The sequence below is a fragment of the Devosia sp. T2-14 genome, assembly GCF_055397495.1.
In genome coordinates this window covers 1751559-1775984 of the sequence record NZ_AP027921.1, presented here as the reverse complement: position 1 = coordinate 1775984, position 24426 = coordinate 1751559, and the positions used below count along the sequence as shown (strand labels likewise).

The following is a 24426-nucleotide window of genomic DNA, read 5'->3' as shown; positions in this document are numbered from 1 at the left end:
AGTGCCATTCAAGATCGAATCGCACCCAAAAGAGCAAGATTTTGCGCGTTTTACTGCGCCGGTAGTTGATCGGGGAAATTGAGGGACGGATAGATCAGCGCCGAGCACTGCCGGTTCTGCGCATCGAGCAGCGCCTGCTCCTCGGCATTGACCAGCCCCGTCGTCATGGCGCTCCACAATTCGTTCTCGATCACCCCTTCGAGCCCGCACTGGCAATAGGTCACGCACATCGGCGCCGAGGTGCCGCCTGCCTCGCAGGTGCTCTGGCACGAGCGCAGGAAATCGGCGTCGCGCATCGCCACCTGCGGCTCGAACACCGCGGCCGCCGGATAGATCAGCCCGAGCAGGATGGGCTGGTGCAGCACGTAGATCAAAAGGCTCCACCGCCCCATCAGCGCCAGCAGGCGCGGCAGACGCCCGGTCGGGGCAATCGCCGCCAGCCGCTGCGACAGGCCGGACGACAGGATCAGCCGCGCCACGACGATCCCAAGCAGGGTCACGCCGAACCAGGGAAAGACCGGCACTAGGTCATTGGTCGGCGGCGGCACCTGCCAGAAGCCGATCCAGCTCCAGACCTTCTCGTTGAACAGCGGATCAGAGAAAAAGAACGGCAGCGCGATGATCACGACGGCGACCAGAGCCACCAGCACTATGGGCAGCCGCAGGAAGGCCAGCCCCATCAGACTGAACAGGGCGATGGCATGCAGCACGCCGAAATAGACAAAACTGTCGGGGAAGGCGAACCAGGTCGCCAGGGTGATCACCAGCGCGCCGGCGACGATGAAAATCCAGCGCCGCCAGAAGCTGCGCCAGCGGATGCCCTGGCCGTGGCCTAGCACCAGCGAAATGCCAGCAAACAGCAAGAAAGTTGCAAGAATGCTGCGCGCGAATGCGACCCAGGCCGGATCGTAGCCGACGTCAGCCGCGATGAAGCGGAAATAGCTGAGATCCCAGCATAAGTGGTAAAAAATCATCGCCAGAATGGCGATGCCGCGGGCAGTATCGAGGATGGCGAAGCGCGGGCGCGATGCAGAAATCTCGGTCATTCTTGCACCATGCCACAGCGCGACACCGAACGGGAAGGCGTAGGAGGCCAGCGCCCGCCCGCTCAGTGTCGCTATTGCCGGCGTGTTGGCAGCCACATCGACAACGTTAGGAAACTAACGGCGAATTGGAAGGTTCCGTAGGCCTAGACCTGCTGCGCCAAGACCGCCAGAAACGCCTCGCCATAGCGGTCGAGCTTGGCCTGCCCGACGCCAGGAAGATTAAGCATATCATGGGGATGGCGCGGCTGGGCCAGCGCCATGGCGCGCAGCGTCGCGTCGTGGAAAATCACGTAAGGCGGCACGCCCTGCGACTTGGCGATGCGGGTCCGCTCCGCGCGCAGCGCCTCGAATAGCGGCCGCGCATGTTCGGGTATATTGGCCACCCGCTCCAGCGAGCGTCGCACTTCGACCGATTTCTTCGGCCGATCCTTGCGCAAGGTCACCGTCCGCTCACGCCGAAACACCGCCCGCGCTCCCTCGCCCAACGTCAGGGCACCGTGGTTGGCGTGGTCGACAACCACCAGACCGGAGGCCGTCAGCTGGCGCAGAACCGACTGCCAGGTCTTGGGATCGAGGTCATTGCCCTGGCCGAAAACCGGCTGGTTCTGGTGGCTAAAGCGTTGAACCTTCTCGGTTTCCTTGCCCATCAGCACGTCGATGACATGGGCGGCGCCGAAGCGCTGGCCGGTGCGGTAGATCGCGGCCATGGCCTTGATCGCGGCCTCCGTACCATCCCAGCTTTCCACCGGCGAACGGCAGGTATCACAGTTTCCGCAATTGCCCGGATGGCTTTCCCCGAAGTGATTGAGAATGGCCTTGCGCCGGCATTCCGCCGTCTCGCAGACCCCCAGAAGCGCATTGAGCTTGCCATGTTCGAGGCGCTTGACCTCGTCGGGCGCCCCGCCCTCGTCGATCATCCGGCGGCGCTGCACCACGTCGGCCATGCCATAGCTCATCCAGGCATCGGCCGGCTGGCCGTCGCGCCCGCCGCGGCCGGTTTCCTGGTAGTAAGCCTCGATAGATGCTGGCAAATCCATATGCGCGACATAGCGCACGTCGGGCTTGTCGATGCCCATGCCGAAGGCGACCGTGGCCACCATGCAGATGTTTTCCTCCTTGAGGAACGCATCCTGATTGGCGGCGCGCATCTCGGCAGGCAGACCCGCGTGATAGGGCAGAGCCGGAATGCCCTTGCCCGAAAGCCAGTCGGCCGTGTCCTCGACCTTGGCGCGGCTTAGGCAATAGACAATACCCGAACTGCCCTTGTGAGCGGCAAGGAAAGCCAGCAGCTGGTCGCGCGCCTTGTCCCGCTCGACGATCGAATAGGAAATGTTGGGCCGATCGAAACTGGTGGTAAATACCTGAGCCTGCTCAAGTCCCAGCCGCTCGATGATATCTTCGCGCGTCGTGGGATCGGCGGTGGCGGTCAGCGCAATGCGCGGCACGCCGGGGAACAGTTCCACCAGCTTGATCAGCTCGCGATATTCCGGCCGGAAGTCGTGGCCCCACTGGCTCACGCAATGGGCTTCGTCGATGGCGAACAGCGCAATATCGATGCCCGACAACATGTTGGCAAAGCCCGGCGTCGCCACGCGTTCGGGCGCCACATAGAGCAGATCGAGCTGGCCATTGCGCAGCTGGCGCCGCACTTCGGCCGATTCCTCGGCGCTGAGCGATGAATTGAGCGCCGCCGCCTGCACGCCTGCTTGCTTGAGCGCTTCGACCTGATCGCGCATCAGGGCGATCAGCGGCGAGATGACAATGCCCACGCCGTGCCGGCAGATGGCCGGGATCTGGTAGCACATGGATTTGCCGGCGCCGGTGGGGAACAGCACCACCGCATCGCCACCGCCGACGACATGGTCGACCACGTCGGCCTGCTGGCCGCGGAAGCTCTTATGGCCGAAAACCTCGCGCAACACCCCCAGCGCATCGCGCGGCCGTTCGACGATGGCTTCGCCGAACAAATCAAAGCTGGACTCAAGTGTGCTCACCCAGCCCTTGAATCACAGGGGTGGGTGGGCCGCAAGGCGGCACAATGGCATGGCGGGGCTATCCACCGCGCAAAGCGGCTGAGGCGCGACGCGGGTGGGACAAGGGCTCGGCTGCCATTGCGTCGGCCGGGCCGGGAAACCGGAAAAACCAGCCCGTTCCCTATACCACCAGGTCCGGTTGACGCGCGCCGGCCTCGTGGGAGGTCAACCACGCGCAGGCCCATTGGTTCCCCTAGCGGAGGGGCTTGCTGAGAAAGGGCGAGCCGCGCCGCACAAACCGCCACGGGGTCTCGACGCCTTTGGTGATGCCAATGCGCGGGCCGGTGGCGATATCGGCGGGCGCGTCACCCAGGAACAGCGCGAAAGGCGGCGCGTCGAGCGCAAGAGCATTGTGGCTGATATCGACGCCGAGCGCCTGGCAGAGCTTGCCGGGACCCGAGCACAATTGCCGATCACCCATGCCACCGCGCCGCGCGGCCATCTCGAAACGGCCGTGGGTGGGTTCGAGTGCGCGGATCAGCACGGCGCTGCCGGGCTGGCAGACGAAGTTGAGACACCAGTGGATGCCGTAGATCTTGTAGACATAGGCATGGCCGGGTGGCCCGAACATGGCGGCATTGCGCGGGGTCGGACCATTGAAGCTGTGCGAGGCCGGATCATGGGGATCATAGGCCTCCACCTCCACCAGCGGCCCGCCTATGCCATCGACCAGCAACGTCACCCCGATGAGATCGCGGGCGACCTCTGGGGCCGGGCGGGCGAAAAAGGCGGGCGGGAGATGGGTCATGTAGCTCTCATACCCCCTCCTGACCTCCCCCTGGAAGGGGGGATTCGTGCGGTGATTGGCTGCGATCCCGCCCAGAACTGGATCGGTCCCTCCCCCTGACAGGGGGCGGTTAGGTGGGGGGTATCTCACACAAAACTAGATGTGGTGGCAGCGCACCATGTGTCCGTCGCCCACCGCGACCGGCGCGGGCATCACCTCCTTGCAGACCGCGGACACGCGCGGGCAGCGCGATACGAAGGGACACCCCCGGCTTTGCGCGGTCCAGAGCGGAATGTCGGTGGCCCGGCGGGTGCGGGTGGTGGCGATCTTGCGGTTGGGATTGGGCACCGCCTCGATCAACAACTGCGTATAGGGGTGCTGGGGGCGCTCGGTAATCTCCTGGCTGGGGCCCTGTTCCACCAGATGCCCGGCATAGAGCACCGCCGTATCCTCGGCGAAGTAGCGGGCCGTGGCGATATCGTGGGTGATGTAGAGCGCGGCCAACTGGCGCTGCACCTTCATGTCCTCAAGCAGGTTGAGAATGCCCAGCCGCACCGAGACATCGAGCATCGAGGTGGGTTCATCGGCCAGGAGAACCACGGGCTGCACCGAGAGAGCGCGGGCAATGGCGACGCGCTGGCGCTGACCGCCCGACAATTCATGCGGTCGCCGCTGCAGGTAGTCGGCCGCTGGGCGCAGACCGACCCGATCAAGCAGCGCCAGCATTTCCTCGCGCACCGCCTTCCCCCCGAGATCGGGGCGATGGAGCCGCAATGGCCGTTCGAGGTGATAACCTATGGTCTGGGTGGGGTTCAGCGAACCGAACGGATCCTGGAACACCATCTGCACGTCGGCGCGATATTGGCCCAGGCGCTTGCCGGAAAAGGCGGTGATGTCCTCGCCCTCAAAGGTGATGGTGCCCCGCGTCGGCGTATAGACCCGCGCCAGCATGCGGGCGCAGGTGGACTTGCCCGAACCCGACTCCCCGACCAGCGCCAGTGCGCGGCCGCTCACCAGTTTCAACGACACCCCGGACAGCGCCCGCAGCACGGTCGAATTGAAGATGGAGCCGCCGATGACAAAGTCCTTGTCGACGCTGTCCATCTCAATGACGGTGCGGCCAATGGCCGGGGTGGCGCCGGTCTGCTCTAGTTCAGCAAGTGACATGCGGCCTCGCTTTGGTGCTCGGGATAGAAGCGCAGTTCGGGTGCCTGCTCGCCGCAGACCGCCATGGCATGGGGGCAGCGCGGGGCGAAGCGACAGCCCCTGGGCAGGGAGCGAAGATCAGGCGGCGTGCCGGCAATGCCTTCGAGCCGGGCGCGCGGGCCGGTCAACGGCGGAAAGCTGTTGCCCAAAGCTCGGGTGTAGGGGTGCTGGGGAGCGGCGAGGATGGCGCTGGCCGGCGCCACTTCCACCAGTTCGCCCGAATACATCACCCCGATGCGGTCGCAGAACTCGATCATCAGGCCCAGATCGTGCGTGATGAACAGCACCGAAAAGCCCAGCCGACTTTTGAGTTCGACGATCTGCTCGATGATGTCGCGCTGCACCACCACGTCGAGCGCGGTCGTCGGTTCGTCCATGATGATGAGGCGCGGATTGAGTGCCAGGGCAATGGCGATGCAGATGCGCTGGCGCATGCCGCCGGAGAACTGGTGCGGAAAGTCATCAAGCCGCTGTGGCGGGATGCCCACCAGTTCGAACAATTCCACCGCGCGCGCCCGTCCCGCCGCCTTGCTCAGGCTGGGATCGTGGGTTTCGATCACGTCCAATATCTGCTCGCTCACCGGAATGACCGGATTGAGCGCGTTCATCGCCGACTGGAACACGAAGCTGACTTCGCGCCAGCGATAGGCCTTGAGGCGGGCCTTGTCGAATTTCAGCACATCCTGGCCATCGAGCCGCACCTGCCCGCCGCTGACCAGCCCGGGCAGGCGCGTCAGGCGGGCCAACGCAAAGGCCACGGTGGATTTGCCGCAGCCGCTTTCACCAGCGAGGCCAAACGCCTCGCCCTCGCGGATATCGAAGTCGATGCCATTGACGGCGCGAGCCACCGAATTGTCCCCGACATAGTCGACGGTGAGGTTGCGCACCTCGAGCAGAACGCGCTCAGAAGACATCGGCGCTTCTCCCTCGGCGGCCGAGGAAGCGCCTGATCTTGCCGATCCTGCGGCTCGCCTTGAGTTGGGGATTGGTGATTTCGTCGACGGCGAAATTGACCAGCACCAGCGCCGCGCCGGTGGCCATGATGGCCACGCAGGGCGGCCAGACTTCCCACCAGGCACCGCTCTGCAGCGCCAGATTGCGCTGCGCCCAGAACAGCATGGTGCCCCAGGTGACCGCATTGGGGTCACCCAGCCCGATGAATTCGAGCGCCGCTTCCGCCAGGATCGCAGCGATGGTGCCGAGCACCAGACCGCCCATGACGAAACTGAGCATGTTGGGGAAGATCTCGATCAGGATGATCCGCCACTTCTTCTCGTTCATCAGCTCGGCGGCGAGCACGAATTCGCGGGTGCGCAGGGCCAGGGTCTGGGTTCGGATGGTGCGGGCGGCCCAGCCCCAGCCGGTCAGGGCCAGCACCAGCCCGATAACCATGGGGCTGGCCTGTTCCACCATGGTCGCGATGACGATGATCAGCGGCAGTCCCGGCAGCACCAGCACCACATTTACGAAGAAGGTGAGGATGTCGTCGACTCTGCCACCGAAATAGCCGGCCGAGATGCCGATGGAGAGGCCGATCAGGGCCGCGAAAATCCCGGCGCCGAAGCCCACCGCAAGGCTGACGCGGCCGCCATAGACGAGCTGAGTGAAGACGTCCTTGCCCATGCGGGTGGTGCCCAGCACATGCTCGTAGCCGGGCTGCACATGCGGTTTACCGGCGCGCCGGTTGGGATCGTATTGCGTGAGCAGCGGCGCGAAGGTGGCTGTCAGTATCAGCGCCAGCAGGATGAGCACGCCCGCCATGCCCTTGCCATTGGTGACGAAGGCGGCGAGGCCCTTGGGCAGGCGGCTGGTCCAGCCGGGGCGGGCGCGGATGCCCAGTTCGGCCATCAACTCGTCCTGGCTGGGGGCCAGCAGCGTGTCGGGATCGGTGGGGACATGCCCGCTTAGCGGCAGGGATGGCGTCTTGGTTATTTCGCTCATCGTTCCGGGCCTCTCCTCAGGTTCGCAGGCGGGGGTCGAGAATGACATTGGCGATGTCGGACAGCAGGTTGGCGACCAGAACCGAGACCGTGAGGAGCAGCAACTGCCCCTGGATGAAGGAATAGTCGCGCGCGCCGATGGCGGTGAAGGTGAACTTGCCAAGGCCGGGATAGTTGAACACCTGCTCGGTCACCAGCGCGCCGCCCAGCAGGAAGCCGATGGACAGCGCCAGCGCAGTGATCTGCGGCAGGATGGCGTTGCGGGCGACGTAGCGGTAGCGCACCCGGCGGTCGGACAGGCCTTTGGCCCGAGCAAGGATGACGAAATCCTCGTTGAGCAGGTTGATCATCACGTTGCGCATGCCAAGGTGCCAGCCGCCGAAACTGACGAGGAAGATCGACAGGACGGGGAGCGTCGCGTGGTAGAGCACGTTGGTGATGAATTCGAAGGTGAAGCCGGGCTGAAGGCTGGTGCTGTGCGCGCGCCCCAGCGGAAACCACTGCAATTGCAGCGAAAAGGCATAGAAGAGCAGCAGCGCCACGATGGCGGGTGTGAAGGCATTGAGCATCACGTTGATCGGCGTGAAGAAACTGTCGAAGAACCCGCCACGATGCCAGGCGGCATGAATGCCCATCATCGAACCGATGATGAAGGCAAAGAAGATTGCCAGCCCCACCAGCACCAGCGTCCAGGTCGCGCCGTAGAAAAGCAGCGATGCGGTGGGTTCGGGGAACTGCACCGTGGAGATGCCAAAGTCGAGCCGCAGGACGCTGCCGACATAGGTCAGGTACTGCTCCCAGAGCGAGCCGGTCAGGCCATAGGATTGGCGGATGGCATCGATCTGGGACTCGTTGAGCCGCCCCTGGAACGACGCAATGATGCGCGCGGACGGATCGCCCGGCATCAGCCGCGGAATGAAGAAATTCAATGTCACCGCCAGCATGAAGGCGGCGATGTAGAAGGCCAAGCGTCTGAACAGGAAGATCATCCAAGCTCCCCACGAACTCGATCTTCCCTCCCTTGAAGGGGAGGAAGTGGATGGAAGTCGCCGACGGGCCCTGATGGGTCCGCCGGCTGCCGCGGGAGCTTACTCGATCGGCTGGAGAGACACGGCGTGCAGCACGCGCTCGCGGGTGCCGTCATGCACCTGCGGGCGATAGCGCTGGTCGTCCTTGGTGACCCAGCCGGTAAAGCGGCGGGTGGAGTATTCGTACCAGGTCGGGTTGGCGAAGAGCGACACGACCGGAACGTTCTCGGCGACAAGCTTGTGCACGTCGGTCAGCGCCGCCTTCTGCGCTGCGAGATCCGAGGTGGCACGGAAGCGGCTGAGCGCCTCTTCGATGCCCGGAATCTGCATCTGGTGCATGGCCTGGAAGTCAATGCGGCCGGGCACCATCTGGCGCGCGTTGAACATGGGCTGGTACTGCTGGAACGGCGTTGGGCCGCCATTCGTCCACATCACGTAGACGTCGAAATTGCCCTGCGGAACCGCGTCAAACCAGGCACCCTCATCCATGGTCTTGAGGCTGGCATTGATGCCGACGTCCTGCAGGTTTTCCGCGACGGTTTGGCCGGAATTGACCCAGTCGGTCCAGCCAGAGGGCATGGAAATGCCGAAGGCGATCGGCGTGCCATCGGGATTGTCGCGCCAGCCGTCGCCGTCCTTGTCCACGAACCCGGCCGCATCGAGCAGTTCCTCGGCCTTTTCCGGGCTGTACTGCATCAGCCAGGTATAGGGCTCGAGCGCGGCCGCATCGTACCAGGTGTTGTACATTTCACCGGTGCCGATGGGGAACTTGGTGTGGGTGGTCAGCCCGAAGGTCGAGATATCGACCAGCGTATCGCGATCCACGGCGACCGAGATGGCCTTGCGGAATTCGAGATTGTTGAACGGGGCCTTGGTGGTGTTGAGCTGCAGGTTGACGTCCGAACCGGCGGGCAGCCAGTAATTGTTGAATTCGGACTGCGGCAGGAAGGTCACATCCGGATCCGTGAGGCCATCGCCCAGCCAATCGAGTTCACCGGCGGACAGCGCCGCCACGGTCTGCTCATTGCCGTTCATCTGCGGGAAGCTCAGGCAATCGACCTTGTTGTCGGCATTGTAATGGCTGAGCTCGTTGCGGCAGATTTCGTAGCCGCTGCGCGAGAAGTTGCGCACCTCGGTCCACGGCCCGGTGGCGACCGGCTTGGTATTGGCGAAATTCTTGGGGTCGTCGACGCTGCTCCAGATATGCTCGGGCAGCGGATAGACCCCGGCCAGGCCGTAGCGGGCGAGCGCATCAGGCTCGTGCAGGGTGAACTTGACCGTGTGGTCGTCGATCTTCTCGGCGCTGACGACGTTGCCGGTGCCGGCCTCGGCGCTATAGACGTCGATGCCCATCGGATAGTCGGGGTGCTTCTTGGCGTATTCGAAGGTGAACACCACGTCGTCGGCGGTGAAATCCTCGCCGTCGCTCCACTTGGTTTCGCGCAGCTTGTAGGTCACGCTCTTGAGGTCGTCAGCAATCTCGAACGAGGTGGCCAGGCCCGGGGCGTCCTGATCGGGGTGCCAGATATTGTCGATCCACAGCGGCTCGTAGGTGAAGTCGCGCGTGCGCTGCTGTGGTCCGGTCGGGTTATTGGGATTGTAATTCTCGACCATTGCGTCGGTGTGATAAGGCAGCAGCCGCAGCACCACTTCGGCCTGCGCAGTGGCAGCCGTGGTGACCAGCAGCGCGCTGGACAGAATAGTCAATGACTTGAACTTATTCATCTTTCCTCCTTTGCGGAATCGCCCACACCCTCATGTGACGCCGATCCCCTGATCCCTATGACGGCAGCGGCCCGGGCCGGTACCGAACTCTGCTTCTCCCCGCGCCGGGTCAGCTGCGATCTGTGCCGCTTGTGCCGATGCGCGCGCTTGATACCGGGTCCTCTCCTTCTCGCTATGGCCGCGCCGGGCCCACGCTGTCGCGCAGGACGAGGCTGGTGCCGATGGTGGTCTGCAGCGGCCCCGCCATGGGGTTGCCGAGCAATTCGAGCAGCAGTTCGGCCGCTGCGCTGCCCAGCGCATCAACCGACTGCTTGATGGTGGTGAGGGGCGGCGCCAGGTGCCGCGCGTGAAAGGTGTCGTCGAAACCCACGACCGAAACGTCGCCGGGGACCGACTTGCCGCCGTGGCGCAGCGCCATCAGCACGCCTGCCGCCATGTCGTCGTCACCGGCAAAGATGGCAGTGAAATCCTCGCCTGCCTTCAGCAGATCAGTGGTGGCGGCATAGCCGAACTCTTCGGAGAACTCGCCATTGATGACGCGGATGTCGCTCATGCCCAGGCCATAATCGGCCAGAGTCATCGCAATGCCTTCGAGCCGCTCGATGGTGTCGCCGAAGTCGGCCTGGCCGGACAGATGCACGATGCGGCGATGGCCATGATCGAGCAGCACCCGCATGGCGGCCGATGCGCCCCCGATATTGTCGAGCTTCACCCGCCCACGCCCGATTGAGACTGGCCGGCCAATGCTGACCACGGGGATGCGGGCAGCGCGGACCATTTCGGCGACATCGTCGCGCAGGGGCTTTTCGATATAGAGCACGATGCCGTCGCAGGAGCGGTCGACCAGCTCCATGATGGCCTTGGCTTCCCCGTCCTGCTCGGCATAGCCGGATGACACCAGCAGCGACTTGCCCGCCCCCCGGCACACCCGCTGGATGCCGTAGACCAGGTTGGCGAAATGCGGCGTGCCGATATCGATCACCACCGCCCCGATCATGTTGGAGCGGTTGGAGCGCAGGGCCTGGGCCAGGGTGTTGGGACGATAGCCAAGCTCGGCGATGGCCTGTTCAATGGCCCGTCGCTTCGCCTCCGAGACGTAGCCGTTGTCGGCCACGACACGGGACACGGTGGACCGGGATACCCCTGCCCGTTTCGACACATCGGTGATGGTCGCCATGCCGCCCCTACCCCCCTCCAATGTGGGACCGATCCCATAAAATGAAATCGTTTGCACTGGAGAGTCAAGAATACCACTCGGCCTCCCGTATCTTTTTGATCCGAGAGGCCGCGAGCAAGCAAACCGGGGCGTCAAGCCACTCTAATGACGTGATAAAATGCATCGTCGCCCGCGCAAACACATCATGAACAGATGAGTGCGCGGGCAATACTGCGGGAAAAGTGGTATTACTTGAAAGCGCTCAGTCGACGCGACCGCGCGCGTCCACCTTGACCGTTTCGATGACATCACCGCCCGAGACCAGCGTCACCGTATCGAACAGGTTGCTGACCACACAGGCGTGGTTGGGGATGATGCGCAGCTTGTCGCCGATTTTCGGCTTGGTGCTGCAGCGGCTGAGATCGATGGTGCCGTGCTCTTCGCTGAGGCCGACAATCACCGCTTCGGGATAGTCTTCGATCAGCCCGAAGCCATCGAGACCCAGCGTATCGCTGGTGAGAGCCTTGGAGCCCGCATCAATGATGGCGCGGTCTTCGGTGGGGCGGCTGACCACGGTGGCCAGAACCGTCAGCGCGCAATCCTCATAGCCGCCGACGCCGCGCGCCACCTGCGAACGGTCCATATAGATATAGGTGCCGGCGCGATGCTCGGTGGCGTCGGTCACTTCGTGGGCGCGCCACAGATCGGGCGTGCCGCCATTGGAAATGATGGCGGGCGGCAGACCGGCCTGTGTCAGGCGGGCCTTGGCTTCGGAGAGAAACGCGATGTTCTGCTCCACCTTCCCGGCCGCCGGATAGGTCATCAGGCCGCCAAAGGTCAGGCCGGGCGAATTGGCGATCTTCTCCGCTAGGGCAACCGCCGCCGCAGGCGACTGCACGCCACAACGGCCCATGCCGGTATCGCACTCGACCAGCACGGTGAGCGGCGGGGTGACGCCGGCAAAGGCCTTCGACAGGCCTTCAACCGTTTCGGGACTGTCGGCCGTCACCTTGATGGTGATGCGCTGATGCAGGCGCTTGAGCCGCTCCAGCTTGGCCGCCCCGATGATGTTGTAGGGCAGGAAGATGTCGGTGATGCCGCCATCGGCCATCACCTCGGCCTCGCCCAGCTTCTGCACCGTAATGCCGATGGCGCCGAGCTCAATCGCCCGCTTGGCAAAGCGCGGCAGCTTGTGAGTCTTGATATGGGGACGCAGCCTGACCCCGTGGGCGTCGGCGTAGTCCTGCGCGCGCTTGAGGTTGGTTTCGACGCGCGGCAGATCGACCAGCACGACGGGCGTATCGAGTTCGTTGATAGTGGTCATTTTCCCCTCAAGACGTCGTCGACGAAACGCAGATTGCCAGCAGTCAGCCCGGCATCGACCGGCAACACCGTGCCGGTAATGCCCGAAGAGGCATCCGAGCAGTAGAACACCGCGGCATTGGCCACTTCAACGGGCAGGACCATGCGGCCCAGCGGGTAATGCGGCAGCACATTATCGAGCAAAGTCGGGTCGGCTTCCAGGCGATGATCCCAGGCCGGGGTGCGCACCGAGCCGGGGCAGATGACGTTGGCGCGGACGCCCTTTCCGCCGCGCTCCACGGCGATCGCCTTGGCATAGGCCACAAGGCCAGCCTTGGCCGCCGAATAGGCCGGGTTGCCATAGTGAGCGATGGCGTTGACCGAGGAGATAAAGACCAGGCTCCCCTTGCCGCGCTTGGCCATGGCGGCCACCACGGGGTCGGTCATGGCATAGGCGCCATTGAGGTTGATCGCGAGTTCGGAGGCCCACACTTCATCGTCGAGATGATCGAGCACCTCGGCGCGGGTGAAGCCGGCATTGGAGACCACGGCGTCGGGCGCCCCGGCATCGGCCAGATAGCGCTCCATGGCAGCGCGGGTGCCCTTGGGATCGGCCTGATCGAACAGGACCATGCCTGCCAGATCGAGGCCCGCGAGCATGGACGCCTCGCGGTCGGCGCCGATCACCTGCGCGCCCGCCTCGCGGAAGCTCTTGACCAGCGAGCGGCCAATGCCCCCGCCGGCGCCACTGATAAGGACGGTTTTTCCGTTCAGACCGAACACGGAGCCAGTCATTTGCCGATTATCCTCAACTCGCCCCTTACGGGCCCTTATAGGCGACGCATTCGATCTCGACCTTGCAGTCCACCATCATGTGGCTCTGCACGGCGGCGCGGGCGGGCGGGTTGGCGCCGAAATAGCTCTTGTAGACGCCGTTGAAGCTCCAGAAATCGCGCGGATCATCCAGCCACACGCCGCAGCGGACGACATGCTCGAGGCCGTACCCAGCCTCTTCAAGAATAGCGATGATGTTCTGGATGGTCAGGTGGGTCTGGTCGACAATCCCGCCATTGATGATCTCGCCGTCCTTCATGGCCACCTGGCCCGACACATAGAGCCAGCCACCGGCTTCGACGGCACGCGCGAAAGGCAGGTTCTGACCGCCTGCACCGGCCTTGTCGGCACCGTAACGTTTGATCGGCATAGCAGTCACTCCTCAGTTTTTCTGAAAGCCAGTTTCGTAATTTCCATCATATCGCGAAGATTTTGCGTTTTCGCCCGCTTGCGACCGCAAGAAATGTAAATTTCTTACGTGATTGCCGTATGTGGGCTGTGCTAGCCTAGTCAAAGGGCTCCACTCTGCCCATCCCCACCCGTAGCTCTCATTGCGAGTTTTTCCCCGTGCGCGTCTTCACCGCTGCCCTCGCCACCGAAACCAATACGTTTTCGCCCATCGCCATCGACAAGCGCGCCTTCGAAGCGTCGCTGCATGCCAAGCCGGGCGAGCATCCCGCGACGCCGACGCTGTGCACCGCGCCGATCACCGTGGGCCGCGAAGTGTGCGCCCGCGAAGGCTGGACCCTGATCGAGGGCAGCGCCAGCTGGGCCGATCCGGCAGGCATGGTTGCCCGCGCTACCTATGAAGAGCTGCGCGACGAAATCCTCGGCCAGCTGGAAGCGGCAATGCCGGTCGATGCCGTTGTGATGGGTCTGCATGGCGCCATGGTCGCCCAGGGCTATGACGACCCCGAGGGGGATCTGCTCACCTGCATCCGCTCCATCATTGGCCCCGATGTGCCGCTCTGCGCCGAATTCGATCCGCACAGCCATCTGACCGCAAAGCGCGTGGCCGCATCCAACGCGCTGGTCGCGTTCAAGGAATTCCCCCATATCGACTTCGTCGACCGGGCCCGCGACCTGTGGTCTATCGTGGTGCGGACGCTGAAGAAGGAAGTCACGCCGGTCATGTCGGTATTCGACTGCCGGATGATCGACGTTTTCCCTACCTCCAAGCAGCCGATGCGCGGCTTCGTCGACAAGCTCTACGCGCTCGAAAAGACCGAGCCGGGCCTGCTGTCGCTGTCGGTGGTTCATGGCTTCATGGCCGGTGACGTGCCCGAAATGGGCACCAAGATCATCGCCATCACCGACAATGACGCGGCGCGTGGCACGGCCCTGGCCGAGACGCTGGGGCGTGAGCTCTTCGCCATGCGCGGCACGTTCATGGTCAAGCAGGTCGACGAAAAGGCCGCCGTGTCGGCCGCACTCGCCGCGCCCAAGGGCCCGGTGGTCATCGCCGACGTTTGGGACAATCCCGGCGGCGGCACAGCCGGCGATGCCACGGTCATTCTCGAAGAGCTGATCGCCCGTGGGGTGACCGACGTCGCCGTGGGCACGGTGTGGGACCCGATCGCGGTGCAGATCTGCATGGCGGCAGGCGAAGGCGCGGAAATCCCGCTGCGCTTCGGCGCCAAGTCGGCACCGGACACCGGCGCGCCGGTGGACAAGATCGTGACGGTCAAGCGGCTGGTGCCGAATGCGGAAATGCGGTTCGGCGAGAGCTTCGCCCCGTTCGGCGACGCGGCCTGGATCAATTTCGACGGGATCGACGTGATCCTCAATTCCACCCGCGCCCAAAGCTTTGATCCCAGCCTGTTTTCGGTGATGGGGATCGATCCGACGTCCCGGAAGATCCTGCTGATCAAATCGACCAACCACTTCTACGATTCCTTCTCGCGCATCGCGTCGGAGATCGTCTATTGCGCGGCCGGCAAGCCCTATCCCAATACGCCCGCCACCACGCCCTACCGCAAGGCGCCGCGCACCATCTGGCCGATGGTGGAGAATCCCTGGGCCTGAGGCTCTAGCAGCCACGAACCAAAGTAATTGGAGGGGGACACCAGCGGTGTCCCCCTTTGTTTTGATCAGTCTTCCGACCAGTTGCCGTAGAGGATCGGCATCATGCCCACGAGCGCCTCGAAGCGCTTCCAGCTCTTGCGTTCGGGCAGGGTCCAGGCGGATTCGGCGATGGCCGAGATGCGCGGGAAGACAAGGCGGTCGAAGATCGCCCGGTCGGTCATGGACTCGCTCCAGATGCAGCTCTGGATGCCCAGCAGATGGGCCAGTTCGGCCTCGTTCCAGCCTTCGCGCGGCTCGAACTCGTAAGTTTCCTGCGCGTTGGAATTGCCGGCCCAGGCAGCGCCCGGCTCGGCCCAATCGGTGGAATGGGCCATGTCGAGATAGTAGCGCTGGCCCGGCGAAACGACGATGTCGTAGCCGCGGGCGGCGAGGGCGCGGTTGATCGCGACATTGCGCCAGCCCACGAGGTAGGTCTTGGCCTTGTCGACCACGTCACCATGCGCGGTTTCTTCCCAGCCACCGGTCACAGCGCCCTTGGAGGCGATGATCTCGTGGACGCGGCGAATGAACTCGGCCTGCAGGATTGCCGTGGGCGAACCCTCGATTTCGTCGGCGCCGCCATGGTTGCCGAGCTTGTTGAGCTGGGCCTCATGCTTCTTGCGCATGGCGGGACCAGCCAGCTTTTCCAACAGGTCGAGCGCCAGGGGCGAACCCGACCAGGCCGCCAGCGGCACTTCGTCGGCGCCGAGGTGGAAGATGCCGCCCGGGAACAGCTCGAGCACTTCCTCGATCACCTTCTCGATGAATTCGTAGACCGGCTCGTAGGCGGGGTTGAGGCTGTTATTGGGGAAGCCCTGCACCGACTGGTATTCGCCCACTTCATTGGGGTCGCGCAGATGCGGCAGCGCCTGCAGTGTGGCGTAGCTGTGGCCGGGAATGTCGATTTCCGGAATGATCTGGATGCCCAGATCCAGGCCCAACTGCACGATCTCGCGGATCACCGGCTTGGAATAAAAGCCGCCAGTGGGATGGGGCCCCGAGCCGAGCAGCGGCGGCAGCGCCTTGCCATGGCCGCGCCAGGCACCGATCTCGGTGAGTTCGGGATAAGCATCGATCTCGACGCGCCAGGCCTCGTCTTCGCTGAGGTGCCAATGGAAGCGGTTCATCTTGTTCCACGCCAGGATTTTCATCAGGCGCTTCACTTCGGCGGCCGAATAGAACTGGCGGGCCACGTCGAGATGGGTGCCGCGGAAGCGGAAGCCCGGCTCGTCGCTGATGGTGCCGGCGGTGGGGAAGACGAAGGTCTGCGGATGCTGCCGCGCGCCGCGCAGAATCTGCCCCAACGTGATCAGGCCATAGACCAGACCTGCATGGGTGGATGCGGTAACGACAACGTCGTTTTCCGCGAAGGTGACTTCATAGGCTTCCGGCGCAAAGCCGGGCTGGACGACGACGGCCACCGGCAGGCCAGCCTGCGAGGCCGGACGCACGATGCCTTCGACCGGGAACAGGTCATCGACAAGCCGGGTGAAGGCCGCGGCAGCCTTCCCTGAGACTTCACCCTGAGGCTGCAGGTCAAAGCCCATCGGCGCGGTGCGGGCACCAGTGGTCGCCACCGACTTTGGCCATGGCACGATGGAGACGGAAACGGGGGCCTTGCCCGGCACCTTGTAGCGGGTCGCGCCCTTGCGCAGCGGCGCATTATTGCCGGTGGCATGGGTGGGGGCGACGGGAATGTTGACCGTGGAGCCATCGGCCAGCACGACATAGGCGCCGTTGGCGCCATCCTGCCAGTGACGCAGCGGCCAGCTGAGGCCGCGGAAGGTCAGTTCCCACGTCTCGCCCGGCTTGAGCACATAGCCATCAAGCGGCGCCGCCACGGTGTGGTTGGACAGGCGCTTGAGCAGCTTGCCATTGTCGAGCGTGGCATGCGGGTCGATGCGGGCGGGGCCGGAAAAGGCCAGGGTGAAACCGCTGATCGCCTCGTCACCGTGATTGGTGAGCTTGAGGCCATAGGCGAGCGGGGCGGCAGCACTCGCGGGCGTCCAGGTCGTAGCAAGCGAAAGTCTTGGCGTAGTCATAGCGGCTTCCGAGATGGGGTGAGACGTGAGGAGGTATGGCGAGGATCAATCGCCAAGCGGCTGTGCATCGTCACCGTCGCGATTGACGACGAGCTGATGCTTGATGCGGCGCATGCTGGCGACAGCGGGCGCACCGAGGCGCGTGGCCACGGTCTGGGCCAGAATGTCGACGGCGGCGAGCAAGGCGTAGCGCCCCGAGGTGGGACGCAGAATGTCGGGCGTATCCTGCCGATCGATGGGCAGCAGGATATCGGCCTGCTCGGCCATCGGGGAATTGGACCGCGTGATGATGATGCGGGTGTGGCCATATTCACCGGCCACCGCCATGGCGCGCGACAGGGGCAGGTTGTTGCCCGAGAGCGAAAAGGCCAGCACCACGGCGCCCGACGGCGACGCCGCCGCGCGCATCATCTGCACCTGATGATCGGTGGAGGAGGCAACCTTGATGCCGAGACGGAACAGCCGCATTTCGGTTTCGGTCGCCACCATGGACGACGAACCACCCGAGCCATAGGCCAAGACGAAGCTGGCTTTGACAATGCTCTCGGCCGCCCGCTCGATGGCGTCGAAATCGAGATGATCGAAGGTTTCGTAGACCGTGGACTGGATGCCGTTGATGACGCCCTGGGCGATCTCGCGCACGCTGGATGGGCCGGATGCCGGGGCGAAATAGCGCTGGCCGACAAAGCGCGACTGCGCCAGCCGCACCTTGAAATCGGCGTAGCTGTCGCAGCCCAGCCGACGGCAGAAGCGCGTGACGGTGGGCGGCGACACCTCGGCCTGTGCGGCCAGATCTACGATCGACATCTTGAGAACGCTATCGACATCGGCCAGCACGATTTCAGTCAGGGCGCGCTCGGAACGGGTGAACTCGTTCTTCTCGGTCTGCAGCAGGCCGACGATGTCCAGCATGTTCCGTTTCCTTCCGGCAAGTTTGGTTCGGCGCTAGTAGACCGCCAGACCTGCCTGGTCAAAGAGATGGACCTGCCTCAATGCGAAACCGACCTTGCGGGCCTGGCCTTCGGGCACTTCAGGATCGCCCTCGAACAGGCCGACAAAGTTCTCGCCAGCCGGGAGCTGGGCATAGATCACGGTGTGGATACCCAGATGTTCGACAATCTTGGGCGTCACGGTGAGGCTGAACTCGCCGTCCCCGATATTGAGGTGCTCGGGGCGAATGCCGATGGTGGCATTCTGGCCGGCAACCGCGCGCGACTGGCGCGGCAGGGTCATGACGCCCAGTGCGCCCAGGTCGATGGTGGCATTGGTGCCATCGGCGGCGGTCACCTTGCCGTTGATGAAGTTCATCTTGGGCGAGCCGATGAAGCCGGCGACGAACAGGTTGTCGGGCTTGTGGTAAAGCTGGAGGGGCGAGCCGACCTGTGAAATCACGCCGGCATCGAGCACCACGATCTTGTCGGCCATGGTCATGGCTTCGACCTGGTCGTGGGTCACGTAGATCATGGTGGAGCCGAGGCGCTTGTGCAGTTCCATCAACTCGATGCGCATCTCAGAGCGGAGCGCTGCGTCGAGGTTGGAAAGCGGCTCGTCGAACAGGAAAATCTTGGGCTGGCGCACGATGGCGCGGCCGATGGCGACGCGCTGGCGCTGGCCACCCGACAGCTGGCCGGGACGGTGCTGCAGGCGCGGCTCGAGCTGCAGCACCTTGGCCGCGGCCTGAACGCGCTCTTCAACCTCGGCCTGGGGCAGGCGCTCGACGCGCAGCGGGAAGGCAATGTTCTCGTAGACCGTCATATGCGGATAGAGCGCGTAGCTCTGGAACACCATGGCGATGCCGCGCTGAACCGGCGGCAGGTCGTTGACGACGCGGCCACCGATGGCGATTTCGCCTTCGGACACGTCTTCAAGCCCGGCGATCATGCGCAGCAGCGTGGACTTGCCGCAACCAGAGGGGCCGACGAACACAACGAATTCGCCCTCGTTCACCTCCAGGTCGATGCCCTTGATGATGCGGGCTTCATTGAAGGACTTTTCGAGGTTGCTGAGGCGAAGTTGAGACATGACCGCGGCTCCGGATAGGGCGGGGGTAAGATGCCGTCGCCCCGGCGTGGGGCGACGGCCAGGTCGGAGGACCTTACTTGTACTGCTCGAGTTCGCCGGCGGCCTTGGTGAGGGCAGCCTGCGGCTCGGCAGCGCCAGTCACGACGGACTGGACCATTTCGATCATGACGTTCTGCAGACCGATATAGTCGGTGAACAGCGGCTCAGGACCACCGAACTCGATGCCGTCCAGGAACGGCTTCCAGTATGGCTTTTCAGCCAGCAGGTCGGCGGTGTTGGGCTCAAGCGGACGGAGCGGGGTCAGACCCTGCGCCATTTCGGCATCCCACTGGCGCTGGCCGGACGTGATGTACTTGGCCAGGCTGATGGCCTGATCTTCCACGCCGGTGCCCTTGAAGACAGCGAGCGCATCGGTGATCAGCAGCGTGCCGGGGCCCTTGGCGTCCGGGCCGAGCGGCAGGTTGGCAACGCCCCAGTTCATGCCGGCTTCTTCAGCGCGGATGGCAGCGCCGGGCGAAGCTTCGATCATGGCAACGCCACCGTCGAGCCAAATGGCGCGAACTTCGTTCTGTTCGTAGGCGGTCGGGCCTTCTTCAGAATAGGGGACGATGTCCTTGAGGGCGGTCAGGGCAGCCAGAACCTGCGGGCTGTCCATCGTGATGTTGCCATCGGCGTCGATGATCTGGCCGTTATTGGTGTAAACCCAATGCAGGAACTGGTGCATCGTGTTGTCGAAGGTCTTGGCGACGAGGCCATAGCCGGCCGCATCGGTCTTTTCGGTGATCTGCTTGGCGAAAGCGATCTTTTCTTCCCAGGTCTTGGGGGGCGTTTCGGGATCGAGGCCGGCAGCTTCGAACAGGTCCTTGTTCCAGAACAGGGCCTTGGTCGAGAAGGCGACCGGAACGGCCCACTGGGTGCCGTCGAAGGTCACGGTGTCGGGAACGTAATTGTAGTAAGCGGCCTTTTCCTCGTCGGTCATCGGCACCGGAACGATCAGGTCGTTCTGGGCGAACTGCTTGAGGGTACGCGAACCAACATAGGCCAGGGAGACCGGCGTGCCAGCGGCAGCGAGCGTGGTCACCTTGTCCTGGCACTGGCCCCAGCCGACGATTTCCGGCACGACCTTGTAGCCGGGATTCTCAGCTTCCCAGGCAGCAAAGTAGTCGGCATAGCCAGCGGTCAGTTCGTCACCGCAGTTGATGAAGGAGATTTCCTTCACGTCCTGGGCGAACGTCGCAGGAGTCGCAGCGGCCATTGCCAGCAGCGATACCGCGAGAAGTCCGGTCGTTTTTTTCACGTTTAGTCTCCCTTGCTTTGCGACCCGATCGGGTGCGCTTCTCGGGGCGCGGGGGGTACGGGCCCCCGGCCCAGAACTCCTATTGCTTGACCGCCCCAGCCGTCAGCCCGGCCACGAGGTAGCGCTGCAGAAACACGATAACGACCATCACCGGCAACACGCCGACGAAGCTTGCGGCCATCAACTCATTCCAGATCACCTCCTGCTTGCCGAAGAAGGCGAACAGGCCAATCGGCAGCGGCATGAATTCGGACTTGGAGTTGAAGGTCAGCGCGAAGATGAACTGCTGGGCATAGGCGCCGATGAAGGTCATGATGGCGACCACGACGATGCCCGGCATGGCCAGTGGCAGGATGACCCGGCGCAGCGTATAGAGACGGCTGGCGCCATCGACCCAGGCGGCTTCGTCGAGCTCGCGCGGAATACGCATCAGATAGGTGCGCAGCAGCCAGATCGACGACGGGATGAGAAAGGCCGCGCCCGGCACGATCATCGCCCAATAGGTGTTGAGCAGGCCCATCGAGCGCATCAGGCGGAACAGCGGGATCAGCAGTACGGCGCCCGAGAACATGTTCACCGCGAGGAATGCGCCCATCATGATGCCGGCGCCGGCGAACTGGAAGCGCGCCAGGGCATAGGCGGCGGGCACGACCACGACGATCACCACCAGCGTCACCACCGACGAGATGAAGAACGAGTTGAAGATGTAGAGCCCGAGCATGGGCACGCTTTCCCAGATGCGGAAATAGGCATCGAAGGAACCGTTCTTGGGAATGAAGCTGTAGGGCGTCGAGAACAGCTGCGCCAGGGGCTTCAGCGAGACCAGGAAGCCTTCGATGAAGGGCGACAGAACGAAGAACAGGAACACCGCCATGCCGGCATAGAGGCCGACGATCTCGTACCAGCGGTAGCGGTCGATCATCGGGCGGGCCGTGCGGACACGGCGCTTGGGCTGGGCCAGGATAGCGTCCTCGGCGGCTGCACCGGCAGCGGCTTCGGTGGTGCGGGCAACGTCGCTCATTTGGCTTCTCCCTGCTGGATTTTACGCACGGCCCGGAAGTAGGCGAGGCAGAACAGCGAGACGAAGATACAGATGACCACGGCACGGGCGGCGCCTTCGCCATATTTGCGGCTGCCGATGGCGGTCTTGTAGGTGTCGATGATCATCGTGGTGGTCGAGCCCGACGGTCCGCCCTGGGTCAGGATCCAGATGATGTCGAAGGAGTTGAACGTCGCGATCAGGCTGAGCAGGCTCATGGTGATGATGGACGGCACCATCAGCGGCACGGTGATGCGACGGAAGCGGTAGAAGCGCCCTGCCCCATCGGTCCAGGCAGCCTCGTGCAGGTCCTTGGGGATCGACTGCATGGAGGCGAGGAAATAGATGGTCACCATGGGCACGCCGATCCACACGTCGGTGACGATGGTGGCCCAGAACGCGGTGTCGCCATAAGCCAGCCAGGCAACCGGGCGGCTGATGATGCCGAAATTCTGCAGCAGGCCAGAGATCATGCCGAACTGGCCGTTATACATCCAGCTCCACATGTAGACGCCGATAGCGATCGGAACGACCCAGGGCGGCATGGTGAGGACGCGGAACACGGCCTGGCCGGGGATGGCGGCATTGAGCAGCACGGCGCCGCACATGCCGATCACCATCTTCATCGACACCGAAATCAGCGTCCAGATGAAGGTGCGCAGGATCACCTCGGTAAAGTTGCCGGCGGTAAAGATGCGCAGATAGTTGGCCCAGCCGACGAAGTCGTAACTGGCCTTGAGCGAGGCGTTCGTGAACGAGAGCACGAACGTATCAACAAGCGGATAGGCGACGATGAACAGGATGTAGATTGTTGCCGGGGCCAGCAGGGCCAAGGCGAATAATACTGCGCTGCGGCTGCTGGTCATGGCTCTATGTCCTTAGTTCGATCGCCCGAGTGCGGCGTCGAATTCCTGCCACATCGGGGCCATGTCGACGACGGAACGGGTCCGCATCGCCTTATCCATTGCCAAGGCCAGCAACCCGGCTTCCAGCGCGTCGGTCACCGACACCGGAAGGGGCGCGCCCTCGATCATGTGCTTGAGAATGTCTTCGGCCATCTGCTCGTCGGCACCATAGTGCTGGCTGAGGCCGGTGGTCTTGTAACTGGCATCGACCAGGCGGCCGGAGGTGCGCGAGTCGGTGACGCGCAGGAAATTGCGGATGAAGTCGCCTTCGGCCATGCCCTTGGCGCCCATCACGGCAAAGCGCCGGAAATCGTCGGGGACGTTGAGATTGGTGTGGAAGCTCAGCGCAGCGCCGTTTTCGTACTGCACCATCGCCGTCTGGTAGTCGATGATGTCGCCGTCGCTGTCGAACACCTTGTCGTCGCCCATCCAGCCGCTCGGCTTGCGATGGTAGACCTCGAGATCGTTGATGCCGAGGTTTTGCGGGGCATTGGCGGGCACGAACGTACGGCGACCACCGAAGCTGGAGACGTAATGCGGGCGGCAGCCCATGACCCCGTTATAAAGATCGAGATCGTGGCAGCACTTTTCGAGCATGAAGCTGCCCGAATAGCGCTCGTAGCGGCGCCAGTCGCGCATGAAGAACGCGCCATGATAGGGCGGAATGTGCTCGGACGCCTCTATGGAGGTGATATCGCCCAGCAGCCCCTCGGCCTGCGCCTTGCGCAGATCGACATAGAGGGGGGCGTAGCGCAGCACGAGACCAACCATCAGGTTGTCCGAGCCGTATTCGGCGATCAGCCTCGCCAGTTCCATGGTCTCTTCGACCGTGGTCACCACCGGCTTTTCGGTGAAGATCTTCTGACCGCGCTCAAGGCCGGTCCGGATGTGCTGGAGGTGAAGATGGTTGGGCGAACCCACCATCAGCAGGTCGAGCTGTTCATTGTCGAGCAGGGCTTCGAGCGAGTCATAGGACTTGCCGACCGAAATGCCATGTTCCTGGGTGTAAGGCAGCCCGGCAGGGGCTGGATCCACGTAACCGACAATAGAAAAATCAGGCCGGGCAGCGGAAAATACCCGCGCCAGGTAGCCCAGCCGATAGCCAAGGCCAATAATGCCTACTCGCATGCTCTTCCCGTGCTCTTCCCGAACCCAGTTAGCTGCCAACCTCTTTCGGATCGTACAGCTATTCTGTAAACTATTTTCAAGACTAGGATCGTTCTGAAACCAATGTCAACACGAATTCGAATCCATTTCAATACCAATTAAAGCCACCCGAAAAAATTGCCTATCGCATCAGCCTTTTGCTGCGTTTGTAGGCATTTACGGTGCTTGTGCTGCTCAAACCTGTGTGGACAAGCCCATCGGAAACGGGCAGCATGCTCAAATTGGTATTCATCTGGGCTCCATATTTTGCCGTCACGCAGATGACACCGATGAAAATATGAAACACACTTGCGCAGGGCCGGCAACACGCCTCTGCGCGGCCCCGGACCAAACCCCGCGAGACCGACATGAGCAGCACGAACCCATTCTCCCAGGACCCCGACCGCAGCGCAATCTGGACCATGTTGGTCGAGCGCGACATCGCCGCCTTCGTCGCCGCAGACTGGAGCATGGTCGATGGCGATTTCATCAAGGAAGGGTTCCTGGGCATCAATGGCCAGAAGTCAGGCAACCCGGACGCCTGGCGCATCAGCTTCCCCACCCTTGAAGCCTATCGCGATGACTGGATCCGCCAGGCCAAGGAAAGCCAGAAGCTTGAGTACGCCGAGGACGTGCTGGCCGGCATTCACCGCGCCACCAGCCTCACCGAAATCGAGATCAATGGCGACATCGCCATCGCGCACAAGAAGTTCGACGGCGAGATCGCCCTGGCCGATGGCGGCAAGGACGTCCTCAACTGGCAGACGCTCTACTTCTGCCGCAAGGTCGGCGGCGTCTGGAAACTGACCGGCTTTGCCGGCTATCTGCCCTACCCGATGGGCGTGCCCGCCTGACACGACTGCGGATGGCGATGCCGGGAGGGCGGCGCCACACCAACTGACAACAAGTGAGCC

At 63.4% G+C, this 24426-nt stretch carries 21 protein-coding genes; 2 read left to right on the top strand and 19 right to left on the bottom strand.

Going from position 1 to position 24426, the window contains the following annotated elements; translation table 11 throughout:
* Positions 1 to 50: 50 nt before the first annotated feature.
* The 12 genes from ACZ5WT_RS08745 to ACZ5WT_RS08690 all read right to left on the bottom strand — a co-directional run bounded on the left by ACZ5WT_RS08745 (position 51) and on the right by ACZ5WT_RS08690 (position 13367).
* On the bottom strand, positions 51 to 1142 hold the full coding sequence (locus tag ACZ5WT_RS08745) for a heparan-alpha-glucosaminide N-acetyltransferase (protein WP_464286980.1): 1092 nt from the start codon (positions 1140 to 1142) through the stop codon (positions 51 to 53).
* 47 nt (positions 1143 to 1189) lie between these two features.
* The gene (recQ, locus tag ACZ5WT_RS08740; protein ID WP_464286979.1) at positions 1190 to 3040 is read right to left on the bottom strand and encodes a DNA helicase RecQ; all 1851 of its coding nucleotides are present in this window, start codon (positions 3038 to 3040) and stop codon (positions 1190 to 1192) included.
* Between the two features lie 232 nt (positions 3041 to 3272).
* Positions 3273 to 3827, bottom strand: a complete 555-nt coding sequence (locus tag ACZ5WT_RS08735; RefSeq protein WP_464286978.1) for a DNA-3-methyladenine glycosylase — start codon at positions 3825 to 3827, stop codon at positions 3273 to 3275.
* A 135-nt stretch (positions 3828 to 3962) separates the two neighbouring features.
* The gene (locus ACZ5WT_RS08730) at positions 3963 to 4973 is read right to left on the bottom strand and encodes an ABC transporter ATP-binding protein (RefSeq protein WP_464286977.1); all 1011 of its coding nucleotides are present in this window, start codon (positions 4971 to 4973) and stop codon (positions 3963 to 3965) included.
* Positions 4955 to 5926: an ABC transporter ATP-binding protein gene (locus ACZ5WT_RS08725; RefSeq protein ID WP_464286976.1), complete on the bottom strand. Its 972-nt coding sequence runs from the start codon at positions 5924 to 5926 to the stop codon at positions 4955 to 4957. The genes ACZ5WT_RS08730 and ACZ5WT_RS08725 overlap by 19 nt, the downstream gene beginning before the upstream one ends.
* Positions 5916 to 6860, bottom strand: a complete 945-nt coding sequence (locus ACZ5WT_RS08720; RefSeq protein WP_464287177.1) for an ABC transporter permease — start codon at positions 6858 to 6860, stop codon at positions 5916 to 5918. The genes ACZ5WT_RS08725 and ACZ5WT_RS08720 overlap by 11 nt, the downstream gene beginning before the upstream one ends.
* Positions 6861 to 6969: 109 nt before the next feature.
* Entirely contained in the window at positions 6970 to 7941 is a 972-nt protein-coding gene (locus ACZ5WT_RS08715) for an ABC transporter permease (RefSeq protein WP_464286975.1), read from the bottom strand.
* Positions 7942 to 8040: 99 nt separating this feature from the next.
* Entirely contained in the window at positions 8041 to 9705 is a 1665-nt protein-coding gene (locus tag ACZ5WT_RS08710; protein WP_464286974.1) for an ABC transporter substrate-binding protein, read from the bottom strand.
* A gap of 172 nt (positions 9706 to 9877) precedes the next feature.
* On the bottom strand, positions 9878 to 10882 hold the full coding sequence (locus ACZ5WT_RS08705) for a LacI family DNA-binding transcriptional regulator (RefSeq protein WP_464286973.1): 1005 nt from the start codon (positions 10880 to 10882) through the stop codon (positions 9878 to 9880).
* Positions 10883 to 11123: 241 nt separating this feature from the next.
* A complete protein-coding gene (locus ACZ5WT_RS08700) occupies positions 11124 to 12185 on the bottom strand; it encodes a D-TA family PLP-dependent enzyme (RefSeq protein WP_464286972.1) in 1062 nt (353 codons plus the stop codon).
* Complete coding sequence (locus ACZ5WT_RS08695; protein WP_464286971.1) at positions 12182 to 12958, bottom strand: SDR family oxidoreductase; 777 nt, start codon at positions 12956 to 12958, stop codon at positions 12182 to 12184. Before ACZ5WT_RS08695 ends, ACZ5WT_RS08700 begins: the two co-directional genes overlap by 4 nt.
* A gap of 25 nt (positions 12959 to 12983) precedes the next feature.
* Positions 12984 to 13367 (bottom strand): RidA family protein, encoded by a 384-nt coding sequence (locus ACZ5WT_RS08690; RefSeq protein WP_464286970.1) that lies wholly within the window; start codon positions 13365 to 13367, stop codon positions 12984 to 12986.
* 197 nt (positions 13368 to 13564) lie between these two features.
* Here ACZ5WT_RS08690 and ACZ5WT_RS08685 point away from each other — a divergent pair, with 197 nt between their 5' ends.
* On the top strand, positions 13565 to 15022 hold the full coding sequence (locus tag ACZ5WT_RS08685) for a M81 family metallopeptidase (protein WP_464286969.1): 1458 nt from the start codon (positions 13565 to 13567) through the stop codon (positions 15020 to 15022).
* A 65-nt stretch (positions 15023 to 15087) separates the two neighbouring features.
* On the opposite strand, the gene ACZ5WT_RS08680 is transcribed toward ACZ5WT_RS08685, so the two are convergent.
* The 7 genes from ACZ5WT_RS08680 to ACZ5WT_RS08650 form a co-directional block, all read right to left on the bottom strand.
* Entirely contained in the window at positions 15088 to 17103 is a 2016-nt protein-coding gene (locus tag ACZ5WT_RS08680) for a beta-N-acetylhexosaminidase (protein ID WP_464286968.1), read from the bottom strand.
* 45 nt (positions 17104 to 17148) lie between these two features.
* On the bottom strand, positions 17149 to 18015 hold the full coding sequence (locus tag ACZ5WT_RS08675; protein WP_464286967.1) for a MurR/RpiR family transcriptional regulator: 867 nt from the start codon (positions 18013 to 18015) through the stop codon (positions 17149 to 17151).
* A 33-nt stretch (positions 18016 to 18048) separates the two neighbouring features.
* Positions 18049 to 19125, bottom strand: a complete 1077-nt coding sequence (locus ACZ5WT_RS08670; protein WP_464286966.1) for an ABC transporter ATP-binding protein — start codon at positions 19123 to 19125, stop codon at positions 18049 to 18051.
* Positions 19126 to 19198: 73 nt separating this feature from the next.
* Positions 19199 to 20380, bottom strand: a complete 1182-nt coding sequence (locus ACZ5WT_RS08665) for an ABC transporter substrate-binding protein (protein ID WP_464287176.1) — start codon at positions 20378 to 20380, stop codon at positions 19199 to 19201.
* A gap of 121 nt (positions 20381 to 20501) precedes the next feature.
* Positions 20502 to 21344: a carbohydrate ABC transporter permease gene (locus tag ACZ5WT_RS08660; protein WP_464287175.1), complete on the bottom strand. Its 843-nt coding sequence runs from the start codon at positions 21342 to 21344 to the stop codon at positions 20502 to 20504.
* A gap of 95 nt (positions 21345 to 21439) precedes the next feature.
* On the bottom strand, positions 21440 to 22327 hold the full coding sequence (locus tag ACZ5WT_RS08655) for a carbohydrate ABC transporter permease (RefSeq protein WP_464286965.1): 888 nt from the start codon (positions 22325 to 22327) through the stop codon (positions 21440 to 21442).
* Positions 22328 to 22339: 12 nt separating this feature from the next.
* Positions 22340 to 23494 (bottom strand): Gfo/Idh/MocA family protein, encoded by a 1155-nt coding sequence (locus tag ACZ5WT_RS08650; RefSeq protein ID WP_464286964.1) that lies wholly within the window; start codon positions 23492 to 23494, stop codon positions 22340 to 22342.
* A gap of 386 nt (positions 23495 to 23880) precedes the next feature.
* Between ACZ5WT_RS08650 and ACZ5WT_RS08645 the strand changes: the two genes are divergently transcribed.
* Entirely contained in the window at positions 23881 to 24366 is a 486-nt protein-coding gene (locus tag ACZ5WT_RS08645) for a hypothetical protein (RefSeq protein WP_464286963.1), read from the top strand.
* The last annotated feature ends 60 nt before the right edge of the window (positions 24367 to 24426 follow it).